Annotated in this window: 18 protein-coding genes; 14 read left to right on the forward strand and 4 right to left on the reverse strand. The window is 74.4% G+C overall.

Features of this window, described 5'->3' with window-relative positions; translation table 11 throughout:
* Positions 1-27 precede the first annotated feature (27 nt).
* From ACR807_RS26950 to ACR807_RS26965, 4 genes are all read left to right on the forward strand, one after another.
* Entirely contained in the window at positions 28-573 is a 546-nt protein-coding gene (locus tag ACR807_RS26950; RefSeq protein ID WP_438924218.1) for a carboxymuconolactone decarboxylase family protein, read from the forward strand.
* A gap of 163 nt (positions 574-736) precedes the next feature.
* Entirely contained in the window at positions 737-1,924 is a 1,188-nt protein-coding gene (locus tag ACR807_RS26955) for an acyl-CoA dehydrogenase family protein (protein ID WP_438924219.1), read from the forward strand.
* Between the two features lie 24 nt (positions 1,925-1,948).
* Positions 1,949-3,133: an acyl-CoA dehydrogenase family protein gene (locus ACR807_RS26960; RefSeq protein WP_438924220.1), complete on the forward strand. Its 1,185-nt coding sequence runs from the start codon at positions 1,949-1,951 to the stop codon at positions 3,131-3,133.
* A gap of 80 nt (positions 3,134-3,213) precedes the next feature.
* The gene (locus ACR807_RS26965) at positions 3,214-4,098 is read left to right on the forward strand and encodes an NAD-dependent epimerase/dehydratase family protein (protein ID WP_438924221.1); all 885 of its coding nucleotides are present in this window, start codon (positions 3,214-3,216) and stop codon (positions 4,096-4,098) included.
* 7 nt (positions 4,099-4,105) lie between these two features.
* Here the strand turns inward: ACR807_RS26965 and ACR807_RS26970 are convergent, their stop codons facing one another.
* A complete protein-coding gene (locus tag ACR807_RS26970) occupies positions 4,106-4,540 on the reverse strand; it encodes a winged helix-turn-helix transcriptional regulator (RefSeq protein ID WP_438924222.1) in 435 nt (144 codons plus the stop codon).
* Between the two features lie 155 nt (positions 4,541-4,695).
* On the opposite strand from ACR807_RS26970, the gene ACR807_RS26975 reads away from it, so the two are divergent.
* From ACR807_RS26975 to ACR807_RS26985, 3 genes are all read left to right on the forward strand, one after another.
* Positions 4,696-5,907: an MFS transporter gene (locus ACR807_RS26975; RefSeq protein WP_438924223.1), complete on the forward strand. Its 1,212-nt coding sequence runs from the start codon at positions 4,696-4,698 to the stop codon at positions 5,905-5,907.
* Positions 5,908-6,020: 113 nt separating this feature from the next.
* A complete protein-coding gene (locus ACR807_RS26980; RefSeq protein ID WP_438924224.1) occupies positions 6,021-7,178 on the forward strand; it encodes a Gfo/Idh/MocA family protein in 1,158 nt (385 codons plus the stop codon).
* 187 nt (positions 7,179-7,365) lie between these two features.
* Positions 7,366-8,547: an acyl-CoA dehydrogenase family protein gene (locus tag ACR807_RS26985; protein ID WP_438924225.1), complete on the forward strand. Its 1,182-nt coding sequence runs from the start codon at positions 7,366-7,368 to the stop codon at positions 8,545-8,547.
* A 48-nt stretch (positions 8,548-8,595) separates the two neighbouring features.
* On the opposite strand, the gene ACR807_RS26990 is transcribed toward ACR807_RS26985, so the two are convergent.
* Together ACR807_RS26990 and ACR807_RS26995 are read right to left on the reverse strand one after the other, a co-directional pair.
* Positions 8,596-9,222 (reverse strand): MerR family transcriptional regulator, encoded by a 627-nt coding sequence (locus ACR807_RS26990; protein WP_438924226.1) that lies wholly within the window; start codon positions 9,220-9,222, stop codon positions 8,596-8,598.
* Positions 9,223-9,280: 58 nt separating this feature from the next.
* Positions 9,281-10,069 (reverse strand): DUF899 domain-containing protein, encoded by a 789-nt coding sequence (locus ACR807_RS26995; protein ID WP_438924227.1) that lies wholly within the window; start codon positions 10,067-10,069, stop codon positions 9,281-9,283.
* A gap of 133 nt (positions 10,070-10,202) precedes the next feature.
* Between ACR807_RS26995 and ACR807_RS27000 the strand changes: the two genes are divergently transcribed.
* The 4 genes from ACR807_RS27000 to ACR807_RS27015 all read left to right on the forward strand — a co-directional run bounded on the left by ACR807_RS27000 (position 10,203) and on the right by ACR807_RS27015 (position 14,414).
* Positions 10,203-10,712 carry a winged helix-turn-helix transcriptional regulator gene (locus ACR807_RS27000; RefSeq protein ID WP_438924228.1) on the forward strand — a complete coding sequence of 170 codons (510 nt, stop codon included), beginning with the start codon at positions 10,203-10,205 and terminating at the stop codon, positions 10,710-10,712.
* Positions 10,713-11,039: 327 nt separating this feature from the next.
* Complete coding sequence (locus ACR807_RS27005; protein WP_438924229.1) at positions 11,040-12,293, forward strand: bifunctional glycosyltransferase family 2/GtrA family protein; 1,254 nt, start codon at positions 11,040-11,042, stop codon at positions 12,291-12,293.
* Positions 12,290-13,555 carry a glycosyltransferase 87 family protein gene (locus ACR807_RS27010; RefSeq protein ID WP_438924230.1) on the forward strand — a complete coding sequence of 422 codons (1,266 nt, stop codon included), beginning with the start codon at positions 12,290-12,292 and terminating at the stop codon, positions 13,553-13,555. The genes ACR807_RS27005 and ACR807_RS27010 overlap by 4 nt, the downstream gene beginning before the upstream one ends.
* A 64-nt stretch (positions 13,556-13,619) precedes the next feature.
* Positions 13,620-14,414 (forward strand): SAM-dependent methyltransferase, encoded by a 795-nt coding sequence (locus ACR807_RS27015; protein WP_438924231.1) that lies wholly within the window; start codon positions 13,620-13,622, stop codon positions 14,412-14,414.
* A gap of 12 nt (positions 14,415-14,426) precedes the next feature.
* Here the strand turns inward: ACR807_RS27015 and ACR807_RS27020 are convergent, their stop codons facing one another.
* Positions 14,427-14,795 carry an STAS domain-containing protein gene (locus ACR807_RS27020; protein WP_438924232.1) on the reverse strand — a complete coding sequence of 123 codons (369 nt, stop codon included), beginning with the start codon at positions 14,793-14,795 and terminating at the stop codon, positions 14,427-14,429.
* A 170-nt stretch (positions 14,796-14,965) separates the two neighbouring features.
* Here ACR807_RS27020 and ACR807_RS27025 point away from each other — a divergent pair, with 170 nt between their 5' ends.
* The 3 genes from ACR807_RS27025 to ACR807_RS27035 all read left to right on the forward strand — a co-directional run bounded on the left by ACR807_RS27025 (position 14,966) and on the right by ACR807_RS27035 (position 17,763).
* Positions 14,966-15,487: a YflT domain-containing protein gene (locus ACR807_RS27025; RefSeq protein WP_438924233.1), complete on the forward strand. Its 522-nt coding sequence runs from the start codon at positions 14,966-14,968 to the stop codon at positions 15,485-15,487.
* Between the two features lie 126 nt (positions 15,488-15,613).
* Entirely contained in the window at positions 15,614-16,336 is a 723-nt protein-coding gene (locus ACR807_RS27030) for a GAF domain-containing protein (RefSeq protein WP_438924234.1), read from the forward strand.
* A 5-nt stretch (positions 16,337-16,341) separates the two neighbouring features.
* Positions 16,342-17,763, forward strand: a complete 1,422-nt coding sequence (locus ACR807_RS27035) for a PP2C family protein-serine/threonine phosphatase (RefSeq protein ID WP_438924235.1) — start codon at positions 16,342-16,344, stop codon at positions 17,761-17,763.
* Positions 17,764-17,769: the final 6 nt, after the last annotated feature.

The raw sequence follows: 17,769 nt of genomic DNA on the forward strand, positions 1-17,769 counted from the left end.
CGACCCGGTGCGGGGGGTGTGAGCGCCGTGGCGCACATCCACCTGGACGTGGACGAGGCGGTGTTCCCGGGCATCGCGGGCCTGTTCCGGTTCCGGCCGGAGACCGCCGGGCCGCTCAACGAGCTGGCCGAGGTCCTCCTGCGGGGACCGAGTTCCCTGTCGCGGGGCGAGCGGGAGCTGGTGGCCGCGCACGTGTCCGGCCTCAACGAGTGCTCGTTCTGCCGCGACTCGCACTCGGCGTTCGCCGCCGCGCAGCTCGACGGGGGAGCGGAGCTGGTGCGCCTGGTGCGCGCCGATCCCGCCACCGCGCCGATCGGCGGCAAGCTGCGCGCGCTGCTCGACATCGCGGGCGCGGTGCGGAAGTCCGGCAAGGAGGTGACCGCCGACCTCGTCGAGGCCGCGCGGGCGCGGGGCGCGACCGACCTGGAGATCCACGACACCGTGCTCATCGCCGCCGCGTTCTGCATGTTCAACCGGTACGTCGACGGCCTCGGCACGGTCGTGCCGGACGACCCCGCCGAGTACGACCACGTCGCGCGCGGCATCGTGGAGCACGGCTACACCCGGCCGTAGCGGACCACGCGCGGCACCGCCCACCGTCCCCTCCGGACGGTGGGTTTTTCCTTTGTCGGCACGGCTTCCCGGGCCGTCCGGGTGGTCGGGCAACCTCGGAGATGTGGTCGGCACCGGCCCGCGCCAGAGTTGTCGGTGCAGTTCACCGTACCGAGGAGCGCAGATGACGATCACGGAGTCGGCGGCGCGGCCGGACACCGTCCGCCGGGCGGCGGAGCTGGTGGGCCTCGTCCGCGGGCACGCCGCGTGGATGGAGGAGAACCGGCGCCTGCACCCGGAGGTGCTGGCGGCGGTCGACGGCGCCGGCCTGCTCAAGCTGCGGGTCCCGGCGCGCTACGGGGGCCTGGAGACCGACATGGCCACCGTGGTCGACGTCATCGCCGAGCTGTCGCGCGGTGACGGGTCGCTCGGCTGGGTGTTCAACGCGTGGATGAACGGCTGCTGGCTGGCCGGGTTGCTCCCGGACGAGGCGCAGGACGAGATCTTCCCCGACATGGGCGGGGTGGGCATCGGCCTGAGCGTCAGCCCGACCGGCGTGGCCGTGCCGACCGCGGGCGGCGTGCGGCTCGACGGCAAGTGGGCGTTCTGCTCGGGCGTCCTGCACGGCGGCTGGTTCGCCCACTCCGCCGTGCTGGCGCACGACGACGGCGCGCGGGAGCCGGTCACCGTCCTCGTCCGGGCCTCGGAGCTGACCGTCGTCGACGACTGGCACACCGCGGGCCTGCGGGCCACCGGCAGCGTCACCACCCTCGCCGAGGACCTGTTCGTCCCGGACTCGCGGGTGGTCCGGATGGTCCCGGTGCTGACCTCGGGCGAGCACCGGTCACGGCTCAACGCGCCCTCGCCGGTGTGGCGGGCGCCGTTCTCGCCGGCGGCCTCCGCGGTGGGCAGCGCGCCGGCGCTGGGCGTGGCGCGGGCGGCGTGGGACCTGTTCTTCGAGCGCCTGCCCGGCCGCAGGATCACCTTCACGCGCTACGAGCGCCAGGAGGAGGCGCCGCTGACCCACCTCCAGGTGGCGGAGGCGGCGATGAAGCTCGACGAGGCCGCGTTCCACGTGCGCCGCGCGGCCGAGCGGGTGGACACCAAGGTGCTGGCCGGCGAGGCGTGGAGCACGGAGGAGCGGGCCCTGTCGCGGGTGGACATGGGCGCGGCCACCCAGCTCGCCAAGGAGGTCGTGGACGTCCTCAAGACCGCCAGCGGCGGGTCCTCGATCTACTCGGGCGTGCCGATCCAGCGGATCGAGCGGGACGTCCTGGCCATCAACCTGCACGGGGTCCTGCACCCGAACACGAACCTGGAGCTCTACGGCCGCGTCCGCTGCGGCCTGGAGCCCAACACCGACCTCATCTAGGTCCTGGGAGCGACGAAAGCGATGGTGCCGACCGTGGAAAGTCCGACGCGAGAGCAACTGGTGAACCGCGTGGCCGAGCTGGTGCCCGCCCTCCGCGAGAAGGCGGCCTGGATGGAGGAGAACCGGCGCCTGCACCCCGAGGCGATCGACCTGCTCGCCGAGGCCGGGCTGTTCAAGCTGCGCCGCCCCAAGCGCTACGGCGGGTACGAGGTCGACACCAGCACCCTGGTGGACGTGGGCGCGCAGCTGGCGCGCGCCGACGGGTCCCTGTCCTGGACGATCAGCGTGTACTGGACCCCGACCTACATCACCGGCATGTTCCCCGACGAGGCCCAGGACGAGGTGTTCGCGACCGAGGACGTCCGGGTGTGCGGGTCCAGCACGCCCAGCGTCATGGCCGCGCCGGTGGACGGCGGCATCGTCCTCAACGGACCGTCGAAGTTCGCCAGCGGCGCGCTGCACGCCCACTGGCAGGAGGTGGCGGCGATCCTGATCCGCCCGGACGCCGAGCCCGAGCCGATCATGGCCCTGGTGCCGATGTCCGACCTGGAGCTGGTGGACGACTGGCACACCTCCGGCCTGAAGGCCACCGGCAGCATCACCACGCTGGCCAAGGACGTGTTCGTGCCGCAGCACCGGGTCATCCCGATGGCCGCGGCGATGATCCCGCAGTCGCTGTCCCGGGCGAACGCGGACTCGGTCATGTACCGCACGCCGACCTCGCTGGTCGCGGCGGCGTCCGGCGCGGGCACCCCGATCGGGCTGGCCGAGGCCGCGCTAGAGGTGTTCCTGGAGCGCCTGCCCGACCGCAAGATCACCTACACGTTCTACGAGAAGCAGAGCGAGGCGCCGATCACCCACCTCCAGGTCGGCACCGCGCGCCTGAAGATCGACGCGGCCCGGTTCCACGCCGAGCGGTGCGCCGCCCTGGTGGACGAGAAGTGCCTCAACGGCGAGCCGTGGAAGCTGGAGGAGCGCACGCAGGTCCGCGTCGACTGGGGCCAGGCGTCCAAGCTCGCGAAGGAGGCGGTGGACATCCTGTTCTCGGCCAGCGGCGGCAGCGCCATCTTCGGGCGCGCCACCCCGCTGCCCCGGATCGTCAACGACATGAACGCGGTGAACCTGCACGCGCTGATCAACCCGGACACCAACACCGAGACCTACGGCCGCGTCCTGTGCGGCCTGGAGCCCAACACGGTCTACGTGTAGCCCACCGCGGGAGGGGTGCCCGGGCCGAGGTCCGGACACCCCTCCCGCGCGGCGGCACCGAGGACGAAGGGGAGTACGGCATGAAGGTCTTCATCACCGGGGCGAGCGGTTACGTCGGCGGCGTGGTCGCCGAGCACCTGCTCGCGGCCGGTCACCACGTCGCCGCGCTCGCCCGGTCGGACCGGGCGGCGGAGCGGGTCGGCGCGCTGGGCGCGGAGGTCGTGCGCGGCGGGCTGGCCGACCTCGACGTGCTGCGCGACGCGGCGGCGGGCGCGGACGCCGTGGTGCACGCGGCGGTCGACTACGCCGAACCGGCGATGCGCGCCGTGGAGGAACCGGCCCTGGGCGCGCTGCTCGGCGCGCTGGACGGCGGGCGCGGGTTCGTCTACGCGAGCACCGCCCTGGTCTACCCGGACGCGGTGGGCGGGCCGCCCGCCGAGGGCGACGCCGTCGACGAGGGCTCGCCGCAGGTGTTCAAGCTGCACGGCGAGCGCCAGGTGCTCGCCGCCGCGGACGTGACGGCGACGGTGCTGCGCGGCGGGCTCGTGCACGGCCGCGGCGGGTCGGCGCTCGTGCAGGCGATGATCGGCGCGGCGCAGCGGTCCGGCTCCGCGCCCTACGTGGGCACGGGGGAGAACCCGTGGTCCCCGGTGCACGTCGACGACCTGGCCCGGCTGTACCTGGCGGCGCTGGAGCGGCCGGTCGGCGGGGTGGTCAACGCGGCCTCCCGGGCGCTGCCGCGGGTGCGGGACCTGGCCGAGGCCGTCGCCGCGCTGACCGGGGCCGACCCGGGTCCGCTGTCGCCGGAGCGGGCGGCGGCGGAGTTCGGCCCGCTGGCGGGGGTGCTGGAGCGCGCCATCACGCTCGACCCGTCCCGGGCGGAGGAGGTCTTCGGCTGGACGACGCGGGAGGTCGGCCTGCTGGAGGACGTGCTGGAGGGGTCCTACCGGGACCTCGCCCGCTGAGGAGGGCTCAGGAGTCGGCGGTGGCCACGCCGAGGTGGCGTTCCCGCAGGTCGTCCATGACCTCGCGCCACATCGGGGGACCGCCCTCGTGCAGCGCCTCGGCCCGCACCCGCAGCTCCGGCGTCGTGGGGCGGTGCCGCAGGCCCCACCAGCCCAGCTCGGCCAGCACGGGCACCAGTTCGATGGCCGCCTCGGTGAGGCTGTACGTCGCGCGCCGCCCGGCGCCGGCGTCGTCGTGGGTGAGCAGGCCGGCCGCGACCAGGTTGCGCAGGCGGGAGGCGAGGATGTTGGAGGCGATGCCCTCCTCGGACTCCCGTTGCAGGGCCCGGAAGTGGCGGCGGTCCGCGAACATGATGTCGCGCAGCACGATGAGGGTCCACCGGTCGCCCAGCACCTCGACGGCGGCGTTGACCGGGCAGCCCGACCGCGGCTCGTCGATCATGACCACCTCCAGCTGGTTGCAGTTTACCACCGCCCTGCTACCGTACAACTGGTTGCGAAATGCAAGCGGTTGTCCCGGGATTCCGCTGAGCACGGTGGAAGGTGCTCCCGCCGCGGGTCGCCGCCCAGACTCGACGGCAGTCAAGGAAGGTGCACATGGGTGACCGGCAGACGGTGACGGGCAACGGCAGGGGCAACGTCGTGCTGGCGACGCTGTTCCTGGGGACGTTCGTGCTGGGCTCGGCGGAACTGCTCATGGTCGGCGTGCTCAACCTCATCGCCGACGACCTGGGCGTCTCCGTCCCCGCGGCGGGCACGCTCGTCACCGCGTACGCGCTGGGCGTGGCCCTCGGCGGTCCGCTGCTGACCGCGCTCACCATCAGGTTCGACAAGCGGCTCGTCCTCGTCGGCTCGGTCCTGCTGTTCGCCCTGGGCAACCTGGTCCCGGTGCTGACCGACGGGTTCGCGCCGTTCGTGGTGGCCAGGGCGGTCACCGGCTCGCTGCACGGCCTGTTCGTCGCGGTCGCCTTCCTGGCGGCCATGGCGGTCGTGCCGCCGGAGCGCGCGGGCCGGGCCATCTCGGTGGTGTTCTCCGGTTTCGCGGTGTCCGCCGCGGCCGGCGTGCCGCTGGGCACCCTGGTCGGCCAGGCGCTGGGGTGGCGCGAGTCGTTCGTCGCGATCGTCGTGCTGAGCGCCGTCGCGTGCGCGGCCACCGCCGCGGTCGTGCCGCCGCTGCCCGCCACCGACGCGGTCGGCGCGGGCGACCAGGCGCGGCACGCCTTCGCCCCGCGCGTGCTGGCCGTGCTCGGCCTCGGCTTCCTGATGTTCGCCTCGCTGTACGCGGCGCTGACCTACGTGGTGCCGTTCCTGGAGGGCGTCACCGGCGTCTCCGGCGCGGTGCTCAGCGTGTTCCTGCTCGCCTACGGCGTGTCCACCGCGGTGGGCTCGTTCGGCGGCGGCCGGTTCGCCGACAGCGGCGCGCCGCGCGCCATGCTGGTCGGCTGCGTCGGCGCGACCGCCGCGATGCTCCTGCTGCTGCTGGGCGGCTCGATCGCCTTCGTGGTGGTGCTCGCGCTGCTGGCCTGGGGCGTGTTCGCGCTCGGCGCGGTGCCGGCGTTCCAGTACCGCGTGCTGGAGCTGGCGGGACCGGGCAGCCAGCTCGCCTCGTCGTTGCCCGCCTCGGCGGCCAACGCGGGCATCGCGCTCGGCTCGGTCGTCGGCGGCATGGCGCTGAGCGGCTCCGGCCCCTCCGGCGCGGTGGTCGCGGGCATCGCCCTCGGCGTCGTCACCATCCCGATCGCCTGGGTCACCGGTCGCCTGAAGCGGCCGGCGGCCACCGGGGCGGCGGAACCGGCACCGGCCGGCTGACCGACCCCCGCCGGGGTCGCGCGGCGCCGGGGTCGTCCACCACCGCCCCTTCCACCACCAACGAGAGCCCGGGCGGACCGACCGCCCGGGTTCCGCACGGGAAAGGGTCTGTCGTGGACAAGAAAGAGCTGCGGATCGGCCTCGTGGGCTACGCGTTCATGGGCACCGCGCACTCCCTGGCGTGGCGGACGGTCAACCGGGTGTTCGACCTCCCGCTGCACGCCCGCACCGTCGCGATCTGCGGCCGGGACGAGGGCAACGTCGCCGCGGCGGCCGACCGCCTGGGCTGGGAGGAGCACCTGACCGACTGGCGCGAGCTGGTCGCGCGCGACGACATCGACGTCGTCGACGTGTGCACCCCCGGCGACCTGCACGCCGAGATCTCCACCGCCGCGCTCGCCGCGGGCAAGCACGTGCTGTGCGAGAAGCCGCTGGCCAACACCGTCGACGAGGCCCGCGCCATGACCGACGCGGCGGTCCGGGCGGGCGCGGCGGGCGTCCGCTCGGCGTGCGGCTACAACTACCGGAGGTTCCCGGCCGTCGCGCTCATGCGGCAGCTCGTCGCCGACGGCCGGCTCGGCACGATCCGGCACGTGCGCGCGGTCTACCTCCAGGACTGGGTCGCCGACCCGGGCGTCCCGCTGCTGTGGCGGCTGCAGAAGGACCGGGCGGGCTCCGGCGCGCTCGGCGACATCGGCGCGCACATCGTCGACCTGACCCAGTACGTGACCGGTCAGCGGGTCACCGGGGTCAGCGCGCTGACCGAGACGTTCGTCAAGGAGCGACCGCTGCTCACCAGCACCCCGGAGAAGCCCGAGTTCGGGCCGGTCACGGTGGACGACGCCGTGCTGTTCACGGCCCGGCTGAACGGCGGCGCGGTCGCCACCTACGAGGCCACCCGGTTCGCCACCGGCCGCAAGAACGCCCTGCGGGTGGAGGTCAACGGCTCGCTCGGCTCGCTCGCGTTCGACCTGGAGCGGCTGAACGAGCTGGAGTTCCACGACGCCACCGCGCAGCGGACCGAGAGCGGTTTCCGCCGCATCCTCGCCACCGAGCCGGAGCACGCCTACATGTCCGCGTGGTGGCCGTCCGGCTGCGCCCTGGGCTACGAGCACAGCTTCACCCACGAGCTGCGCGACTTCATCGCCGCCGTGGCGGCGGGGGAGGACCCGACCCCGTCGTTCGCCGACGCGCTCCAGGTCCAGCTCGTGCTCGACGCCGTCGAGCGGTCGGCCCTGAAGGACTCCACCTGGACCGCGGTCGGGACCTGACGACCGGTCCGCTGTGGACGGTCGCCGGGGACCCGGGCGACTGGGCACGCTGGGACAAGCGCCGCGCGGCACCCCGGTGCCACGATCGGTCTGCGGCCCACCGGACAGCCCACCGCACGACGCCCCGGTCGACCGCCCCACACCCCCTGCCCCGGCCCCGGTCGGGCGGACACGTTACGGAGCGCTCATGGACACCAGTGCCGCACCTTCGCGGGAGGAACTCATCGGCCGGGCGGCGGATCTGGCGCCCCTGTTCGGCAAGAACGCGATCTGGCAGGAGGAGAACCGCGTCCTGCACGAGGACACCGTCTCCGCCCTGCGCGACGCCGGCCTGCTGCGGCTGACCCTCCCGGCCCGCTACGGCGGCTACGAGGTCGACACGACCACCCTGGTCGACGTGCTCGCGGAGATCGCCAAGGGCGACGGCGCGACCGGCTGGGTGGCCACGGTGTGGAACATCAGCACCTGGTTGACGGGCCTGTTCCCGGACGCCACGCAGGACGAGGTGTTCGGCGACGGCGACGTCCGGATCAGCGGCACGTTCGGCCCCACGGCGGTCGGCGTGCCCGTGGACGGCGGCATCGTGCTCAACGGCAGGTGGGTGTTCAACACCGGGGCCCGGCAGGCGACCTGGAACGCGCACGCCGCCGTCCTGGCCGCCGACGGCGAGGAGCCGCAGCCGATCATGGTGATGATCCCGATGGAGGACCTGGAGATCGTCGACGACTGGCACACCTCCGGGATGCGCGGCACGGGCAGCGTGTCCACCGTCGCGGAGGACGTGTTCGTGCCGCAAGCGCGCATCCTGCCGATGATCCCGCTGCTCACCGAGGGGCGGCACCTGTCGGAGCTGAACGCGGCGTCGCGCCGGTGGCAGGTGCCGTTCATGCCGTGGGCGTGCGCGGTGGTCGCCGCGACGCCCTACGGCCTGGCCCGCGCCGCCGACGCGGCCTTCATGGAGCGGCTGCCCACGCGCAAGATCACCTACACGGACTACGAGCACCAGGCCGACGCCCCGCTGACGCACATGCAGGTCGCCAAGGCCGCGCTGCGCGTCGACGAGGCCGGTTTCCACCTGCACCGCGCGGCGGGCCTGGTGGACGGGAAGGCGCCGGGCGAGCCGTGGTCGGTGCGAGAGCGCGTGCAGGTGCGCCTGGACATGGGGGCCACGTGCCTGCGCGCCAAGGAGGCCGTGGACATCCTGAACAACGCCAGCGGCGGGTCGTCGGTGCACCACACGGTGCCGATCCAGCGCATCGCGCGCGACGTGCAGACCTCCAGCCTGCACTCGATCATGCACCCGGACACGAACTTCGAGCTGTTCGGCCGGGTGAACTGCGGGCTGGAGCCGAACACGCAGTTCCTCTGAGCCCGCGGGTCCGCCCCGGCCGGCGACACCCGGCCGGGGCGGGCGCGGTCAGCCCGCCCCGCCGAAGACGCGCCGGGACGCGTCGGCCTGGGCCAGCCTGCGCAGGGCGGTGACCGCCGCGTCGCCGAGCACCGTGCCGACCACCACGCCCGCGACGGGGTCGGCCCCGGTCCACCGCCCGGCCAGCGACTCGACCTCGGCGGCGGCCAGCTCCTCGCACGCGGACGCGCAGCGGTCGACCAGCGCGGTGAAATCGTCGTGCCCCAGCAGCGCGGCCGTCTCCAGCACGCGCGCCAGCGCCCGCGCGGCCGGGTGGGCGGCGTCCACCGACCAGCCGCGCCGGGCGATCAGCCGGGCCACCTCGGCGTCCGCCCGCCCGCCGCCGGCGCCCGAGCCCGCTCCCGCCGCCGTCGCCACCGCCTGCCGCCGCACGCGGCCCAGCAGGGCGGGCACCCCGTCGTCCGCCGCGGTCAGCACCTCGCGGACCGCGGCGAGCGACAGGCCGCCCACCTCGACCAGGGCGCGCACCAGGCGCAGCCGCCGCTCGTGCGCCTCGTCGTAGCGCGCCTGGTTGCGGGCGGTGCACGCGCCCGGCGCGAGCAGGCCCTCGCGCAGGTAGAACTTGATCGTCGGCACGCTCACGCCCGTCCGCCGGCTCAGCTCCGCGATGCGCATCCCACCAGCGTGCGGGGTCCGGCGGCGGCCCCGCTTCTCCCGGCGTGCCGAACGCCGGTCAGATCGGGCGCGCCCGGAACAGGTCGTACTCGTCGGGCAGCCGCATCCCCGGCCCGCCGGCCTGGAGGCCCAGCGGCGCGGCGCGGCCCTTCGGGGTCTCCCACGCCTCCTGCCGGCCGAGCGCGGTCAGGTCGAGGTACTGGTTGCCGCCGATGAACTGCTCGATGCCGCGGCCGAACGTCGAGTACGTGTGGAACACCTCGTCGTCCACCTTCAGGAAGGTGCTGACGCCGGGCCACTCGCCGCGCATGTTCTCGCCCCACGGTTTGCCGGCCTCGGCCAGCTCCTCCTCCGTGCGGTGGTTGAGCAGCACCGGCGCGACCCGGTCGTCCACGGTCGCGTGGAAGTCGTAGTTGAAGTCGTCGCCCCAGCTGGAGTACCAGGGGAACGTCCAGCCCATCCGCTCGCGGAACGCCTCGATCTTGTCGTGCGGCGCGCGCGAGACACCCACCAGCGTGGTGCTGCGGACGTGCAGCTGGGTGAGCTTCGGGATGCCGTCGGCGATGGTGGAGCAGCTGGAGCAGGCGATGTCGCCGGGGTGCTCGACACCGTCCCCGTCGACCCGGTAGGTCCACATCAGGTGGTGCACCACGAGCTGCGGGCGGCCCTCGAACAGGTCCGCCAGGCCGACCTTCCCCCCGGGTCCGACGAACGAGTAGTCCTTGTCGACGCGCACCATCGGCAGCCGCCGGCGGTCGGCGTTGACGCGGTCCTGGGCCAGGGTCAGCTCCTTCTCCTTGTCCAGCAGCTCCTTGCGGGCGGCGAGCCACTCCTCGCGCGACACCACTTCGGGAAGGTTCGCCCTGGGCCCCATCGGAGTCTCCCAACTGCTCTCGTATTGCAATCGGTCATACCGTAGGAGAGACTGGTTCAGGAGTGCAACCGGAGTGCCCGGTTCGGGAACAGCGTTGGAGTGCGCCGTGCGCAAGGACGTGCGATCGGGGTGCCCGGTCAACCTGTCGCTGGAGGTCCTCGGCGACCGCTGGACGCTCCTCGTGCTGCGCGACGTCGTGTTCGTCGGCGCCCGGCACTTCCGCGAGCTGCTGACCGGTCCCGAGCGGATCTCCTCGAACATCCTGTCCGACCGGCTCACCTCGCTCGTCGAGCACGGCCTGCTCGTCCGCTCCGGCGACCCCGCGCACAAGCAGAAGATCACCTACTCGCTGACCGAGCAGGCGATCCAGCTCGTCCCGCTGATCGTGCAGCTCGGCTCGTGGGGGCTGCGGCACCTGCCGGCGACCGACGAGTACGCCGCCCGGATGCGCGTGCTCGACAGCGGCGGCCCCCCGCTGTGGGAGGAGTTCATGGACGAGCTGCGCGAGGAGCACCTCGGCCCGGGGGCGCGGCACCGGCCGTCGCCGGGCGGTCCGACCGTGCGGGCCCGCATCGAGGCCGCCTACGCCGCCGCCCTCGTGGAGCGGGCCGGCTGACCCGTCACCCGACCGGGTGACACCCGCCGACCCGACCTGCGCCGGCCCGCCCGGTGGTGCGCCGATCGGTGGTGCGCCGGCCGCCACCTGCGGACCCCCGTAGTGGTTTCGCAGTGCAACTACCACCGCCCGCGGGGGGTGTCAACCGCACTTTTGAAGAAGGTCGCCGCCGGTGTGCGGTCGTAGCCTCCTTGTGTCTCCGACGCGGCGAGGGGGGCGCGCATGGGCGGCCGGGTGCTTGCTGGTGAACCTCGATCCGACGACGGGAACACCACCGGGGGGAGCGTGCCCCGCCCGCGGGCGAGGCGCGCGGTCCACTCCAGACGCGTGCGGGCGGTGCGCCCCCGCGCGGTCCGCGGCACGGCGACCGTCGAGGTCGTCGTCCCCGTCCACAACGAGGAGCGGGCCCTGCCCGGCTGCGTGGCGGTGCTGCACGAGCACCTGACCAAGCGGATGCCGTTCGGCTGGGTCATCACCGTCGTGGACAACGCCAGCACCGACCGCACGGCCGCCGTCGCGAGAGGACTCGCCCGGCGGTGGCGCGGCGTGCGGGTGCTCAGCCTGGACGTCCGGGGCAAGGGCCGCGCGGTGCGCACGGCGTGGGCGCGCAGCCGGGCCGACGTGGTCGTCTACATGGACGTCGACCTGTCCACCGGCCTGGACGCGCTGCTGCCGCTGGTGGCGTCGCTGGTCGCGGGCCACTCGGACATCGCCGTCGGCTCCCGCCTCGCACCGGGCGCGCGCACGGTCCGCGGCCCCAAGCGGGAGCTGATCTCCCGCGTCTACAACGCACTCCTGCGGCTGACCCACCGCACCCGCTTCCGCGACGCCCAGTGCGGCTTCAAGGCCGCGCGCACCGACGTGATCCGGCCGCTGCTGGCGCGGGTCCAGGACGACACCTGGTTCTTCGACACCGAACTGCTGCTGCTGGCCGAGCACAACGGCCTGCGCGTGCTGGAGGTGCCGGTGGACTGGGTCGAGGACGTCGACAGCCGGGTGAACGTCACCGGCACCGCCGCGACGAACCTGCGCGGCCTGGTCCGGCTGGCCAGGGCCAAGGCGACCGGCGCGGCGCGCATCGCGGACCTGCCGTTCCGGCCCGCGCCCCAGCCGATCCACCCCGATGCCGTGCTGTCCGTGAAGGGGATGCCCCGCATGCGCAACCTGCTGTCGTTCTGCCTGGTCGGGTCGGTGGCCACGCTGATGACCCTGGGCCTGTTCACCGCGTTCCGCACGTGGTGGCCGCCGCTGGTCGCCAACCTCGTCGCGGTCACCGTGAGCACGCTGTTCAACACCGAGGCCAACCGCCGGTTCACCTTCGACAGCCGGTCGGGCCCGCTGGTGCGGGTCCACGTGCAGGCGCTCGTGGTGTTCGGCCTGTACTGCGGGTTCACCTCCGGCGCGCTGCTCGTCCTGCACTCCGCGGTCGAGTCCCCGTCCCGCTGGCTGGAGCTGGCGGTGCTGGTCGGCTCCTCCGCCGTCGGCACCCTCGGGCGGTTCGTCCTGCTCAGCTCGTGGGTGTTCCGGGCGCGCCCGGAACCCGTCCCCGTCGCACCGCACCCCGAGGAGATCCCGGCATGACCACGACAGCAGCGGCACCACCCGAGCCCGCGCGGGCGACCCGCGCGCGGTTCCCCTCCGGCACGGCTGCCGTCGCGGTCGCGCTCTCGCTCGCCGTGACCGCGCTCGTCGTGGTCGCGCACGCCTTCGAGAACAGCATCCCGTTCCCGGTCATGGCCAACGACTTCGCCGCGTTCCGGATCGGCGGCGCGGCGGTGCTGGACGGCGCGTCGCCGTTCGAGGTGGCCACGGGCGACGGCTACCAGTTCCTCTACCCCCCGTTCGCCGCGCTGACCCTGGCCCCGCTGGGGCTGGTGAGCGTCGAGGTCGGGTTCGCGCTGTGGACGTTCGCCACGATGGTCGCCCTGATCGCCTCGGTGTGGCTCGCGCTCGGCCTGCTCGCGCCCGCGTCGACGACGCGGCGCGCCCGGTTCGCCGTGCTGGCCGCCGCCGTCGCCATCCCCACCACGCCGGTGCTCTACCTGCTGGGCTTCGGCCAGGTCAACGTCTTCCTGATGCTCCTGTGCCTCCTCGACCTGGCCCGGCGGCCGGGTCGCTTCCAGGGCGTCGCCATCGGCATCGCGGCGGGCATCAAGCTGACCCCGCTGATCTTCGTCGCCTACTTCCTGCTCACCCGCCGCACCCGGGCCGCCGTCGTGACCGCGGTGACGTTCGCGGCGACCGCGGTGGTCGGGTTCCTCGCGCTGCCCGGCGCGTCGGTGAGCTTCTGGACCGAGCACGTGCTGGACACCGACCGGATGGTGCCGCCCGGCGCCGCGCCGTTCATCCAGTCGATGCGCGGCGTCCTGGCCCAGCTGCCCGGCTTCCTGAGCGCGCAGTGGGTGTGGCTGCTCCTCGCGCTCGTCGTCGGCGCGTCCGGCCTGCTGGTCTCGGCGTGGGCGAGCCGCCGGGGCCTGGAGGCGGCGGGCGCCCTGGCGTGCGCGGTCACCGGGCTGCTCATCTCGCCGATCTCGTGGCCGCAGCACTGGGTCTGGGTCGTGCCGGCCCTGGCCGCGTGGCTGTGGTGGGCGCGGGAGCGGCGCGGCGCGGGCCACGCGGCGGGTGTGCTCGCCTCGTGGCTGGTCCTGGTCGCCACCGCGGCCCTGATGTTCCCCACGCCGATCGGCATGGGCGTCGTGATCCCGCCGGTCGCGGGGATCGTGTTCCTCGGCAGCCTCCAGGTGCTCGGCGGCCTCGCCTTCCTCGGCGCCCTCGCCGCGGCCCTGCGGCGGCGCGACCGGGCCCCCGAACCCGTGCCCGGCGTGCTCGCACCGTCCGCGTGACCAGGCGGCGGACCGGCCGGCACGGCGCCGCCGGCCGGTCCGCCGTTCCCCGAGGAGGCACGACGTGTTCGACCCCGAGACCGCCAACATCGCCCGCATCTACGACTACTACCTCGGCGGGACGTTCAACCTGGCCGCCGACCGCGCCCGCGCGGACCGCATCAGGTCCACCCTGCCCAGCATGGACATGCTCGCCCGGTTCAACCGGGGGTTCCTGCGCCGGGCCGTGGCGTTCATGCTGGACCAGGGCGTCACCCAGTTCCTCGACCTGGGCTCCGGCCTGCCCACCGCCGGCAACACCCACGAGGTCGCGCAGGCCCGTTCGCCCGGGGCCAGGGTCGTCTACGTCGACCACGACCCGGTCGCGTGCCACCACGGCGAGCTCCTGCTGGCGGACAACCCGGACGCGGCGATGGTGTGCGCCGACGCCCGCCGCCCCGGCGAGCTGCTCGACGACCCGCGCGTGCGCGCCCTGATCGACCTCGACCGGCCGCTGGGCCTCGTGATGACCGGCGTGATGGTGTTCGTGGGCGACCACGAGGACCCGTCGGGCATGGTGAAGGGCTACCGCGACCGCGTCGCGCCGGGCAGCTTCGCGGCGCTGTCCCACCTCACCGACGAACGGGCCGAGGGCGAGGCGAAGGTGCAGATCCACGCCATGATCGACGCGTACAAGGGCGTCGTCGACCAGCTCTACGTGCGCGACCGGGTCGAGGTCGAGGCGCTGCTGGAGGGGATGGCGCTGGTCCACCCCGGCGTGGTCCCGATGCCCGAGTGGCGCGCCCGCCCCGGTGTCGACGTCCCCACGGGCAGCCCGGCGCACCACCTCGGCTACGGGGCGGTGGGCCTGGTCGGCTGACGCGCCCCGGGGTCAGGCCGAGGCCAGCCGCAGCGCCGCGACCGCCTCGTCCACCGTGGCGTGCAGCGCGAGCGTCCTGTCGACCTGGCTCATGCCCAGCGGGCGCAGCACGCCGCGCGTGTCCGCGACCACGGCGAAGGGGACCTCCAGCCTGCCCGCCCGGTGGTGGGCGTTGACCAGCAGCGCGATGCCGGCCGACCCCATGAAGTCCACCGCGCGCAGGTCCAGCACCACCGCGGTGGGGTGCGACTCGAAGACGGCGTCCAGGTCGGCCGCGACCGGCCCGCACGTCGTCGCGTCCAGGGCGCCGGTCACGCCGACCAGCGGGATGCCGCCACCCAGGTCGGTGGTGGACACGTGACAGGTGGTCCGCTCGTCCACGTCGGGCCTCCTCTCGCTCCGGGACCGGGCTGTACCACCGCCGGGTGACGTCAAACGTCCCCGGCGGCTCCCGCGACCCGCGCACCCCGCCCCACGCGGCTCGGTTAGAACAGGACGCGGCGGGAAGACCTACGGCGGACGCACGTCCCGTCGAGGTCAGGAGGCGCACGGTGACCAGGTCGTGGCACGAGCAGGCAGCAGCGCGGTCGCAGGACGCGGCGGGGCAGGTGGTGGTCGGTTCCTACCCCACCTACGCCGACGCGGAGCGCGCGGTGGACCACCTCTCGGACCAGCGCTTCCCGGTGGAGCGCACCGCGATCGTGGGACGGGGGCTGAGCAGCTTCGAACAGGTCACCGGTCGGCTGACCACCGGGCGGGCGGCGGGGCAGTCGGCCGTGTCCGGTGCGGTGCTCGGCGCCCTGTTCGGCTGGCTGTTCGGCCTGTTCAACTGGGTGGACCCGCTGGTGTCGGGCCTGCTGCTCGCCCTGTACGGGGCGGTCTTCGGCGCGGTCCTGGGCGCGGTGCTCGGGATGATCGGGCACGCGATGACGGGCGGTCGGCGGGACTTCTCCTCGGTGGCGGGGATGCGCGCCGACAGCTACGACGTCCTGGTCGACGCGGCGTACGCGGCGCAGGCCGGGCAACTGCTCGACGGCGCGGGCGCGCCGGGGCGCGGCCGGCTCGCGGGCTGACCCGTTCCGCCGCGATCCGCGCCCCCCGGTGACCGACCTGCGCCGGCCGGTCGCCCGGTGGGCGGGTTTGGGCCGCGCACCGGCGGGTAGGCACCTGTGCGGCGACGATCAGGACAGGGGACGTGGATGGCGGCTGAGGGGTCACCGGCCGACGAGTTGGCGTCGGTGTTCGCCCGGGTCTCGGGCCTGCTGCTGTCGACCGACACGGTGGGGACCGCGCTCGGGTTGATCACCTCGTTGGCCGTGGAGGTGTTCCCGCCCACCGCCGGTTCCGGCATCACGCTGGCGGGGCCGCGGGGTGAACGCGTGACCGCCGCGGCGACCGACGCCGTGGTCGAGCGCGCCGACGCGCTCCAGTACGAGCTGGGCGAGGGGCCGTGCCTGACCGCCTGGGCGGAGCGCACCGTCGTGCGCGTCGACGACACGGCGCGGGACGACCGGTGGCCGCGGTGGTCGCCCGCGGCGGCCGAGGTCGGTCTGCGCTCGACGCTCAGCGCGCCGCTGGTCGCCGGCTCCGAGGCGCTGGGCGCGATGAAGGTCTACGCGTCGGCTCCCGGCGCCTACGGTGACCGGGAGGCCCGGTTGTTGGGGATGTTCGCCGCGCAGGCCGCCGTCCTGCTGGTCAACGCGCGCACCGCCGAGGACGCCGGACGCGTCAGCGACCGGCTCCGGGCGGCCCTGCGGGAACGCGAGGTGATCGCGTTCGGCAAGGGCATCATCATGGCCCGCGACGGCGTGGACGAGGAGGGCGCGTTCCTCGTCCTGGCCGAGTCGGCCCGCCGGGACCGCACGACGGTGCGGCAGGCCGCCGAACGGCTGGTGCGCTCGACCGCCCGGGGAGCGCACTGACCACGATGACCGATCAGCACGCCGAACGACAGCGGCAGAGCACCGTCGCCGCCCTGCGCCACGCCGAGCTGACCGTCGAGGCGCTGTGGCTGCGCTACTTCTCCCTGGGCGGCAACGCGGGCCCCATCGACGTGGACGCCTACCTGCACGGCCTGGGGACGCTGCCGCGGCTCCAGCGGGACGTCCTCGCCCACGTGGTCAACGAGCGCCTGGACGAGCTGGTCCCGCCCGACCGCGCCACCTACAGCAACCTGGTCGACGGCGTCCCGCCCGCGCCCGTCGAGGGCGAACCGGTGCAGGACGAGCTGGTGTCGCTGCTCGAAGGCGCCGAGCTGGCCCCGCCCGACCGGCTGCCCGCGCTGGTCGAGGCCGCCGGGAGGGTGCTGGGCGTGCGGATCACCGCGTACCTGGTCGACTACCCGCAGCGCCGCCTGCACCCGTGGGGCCCCGCCCCGGGCGACCGCACGCCCCTGGGACTGGACACCCCGGCGGGCACCGCCTTCCGGGAGACGCGGATCGTGCCGGCCCCGGACCGCCCCGCGCTGTGGGTGCCGCTGCTGGACGGCGTGGAACGACTGGGCGTCCTCGACGTCGAGGCCGAGGGCCCGGTCGACCTCGACGACCCCCGCCTGCGCTCCCGGTGCCGGTGGCTGGCCATGCTGCTCGGGCACCTGATCACCCTGCTCGACCAGTACGGGGACGCCGCGGACCGGGTCAGGCTGCCGTCGCCGCGCACCGTCGCCGGCGAACTGGTGTGGTCGCTGCTGCCGCCGTCGACCGCCGGGGTGAACGGGTTCGTGGTCAGCGGGGCCGTCGACCCCGCCGACCCGGGCGGCGTCTTCGACTACGCCCTGTCGGAGACCACCGCCACCCTGCTCGTCCTGGACGCGACCGGGCAGGGCGAGCGCGGCGGCCTGGTCGCGGCCACCGCCCTGGCCGCCCACCGCAGCGCCCGCTACGCGGGCCGCGACCTGGCCGGGCAGGCCCGCGCCATGGACGAGGCGATCAGCGGGCACTGCGGGGCGGGCGCGTCCGCCTCGGCGCTCCTCGTCGAGGTCGACCTGGTCACGGGGCGGCTGCGCCACCTCGACGCCGGGGCGGCCCGGTCGGTGGTGGTGCGCGTGGACGGCACGGTCGAACCGCTCGCCTCCGGTGACGCGCCGCCCCTCGGCAAGGGCGCGGGGGAGCCGGCCACCGGCCAGGCGGTGCTGGGGTCGGAGGACTGGCTGGTCCTGCGCCCAGGCGGGTTCGGCGACGCCCGCACCGACCCCGCCGACCACGCGCGGCTGGCAGATTTCCTCCGCCGCGAGACGACCTCGGGCCACTCGCCGGCCGAGACCGTCCGGGAACTCCTCGGCACCGCGCTCGGGCACGACGGCGCCCTCCTGCTCGCCCGCTGGACCGACCGGGGCACGATGCTCCCGTGACCGACC

Source organism: Saccharothrix sabaoui (genome assembly GCF_051756985.1).
GTDB lineage: Bacteria > Actinomycetota > Actinomycetes > Mycobacteriales > Pseudonocardiaceae > Actinosynnema.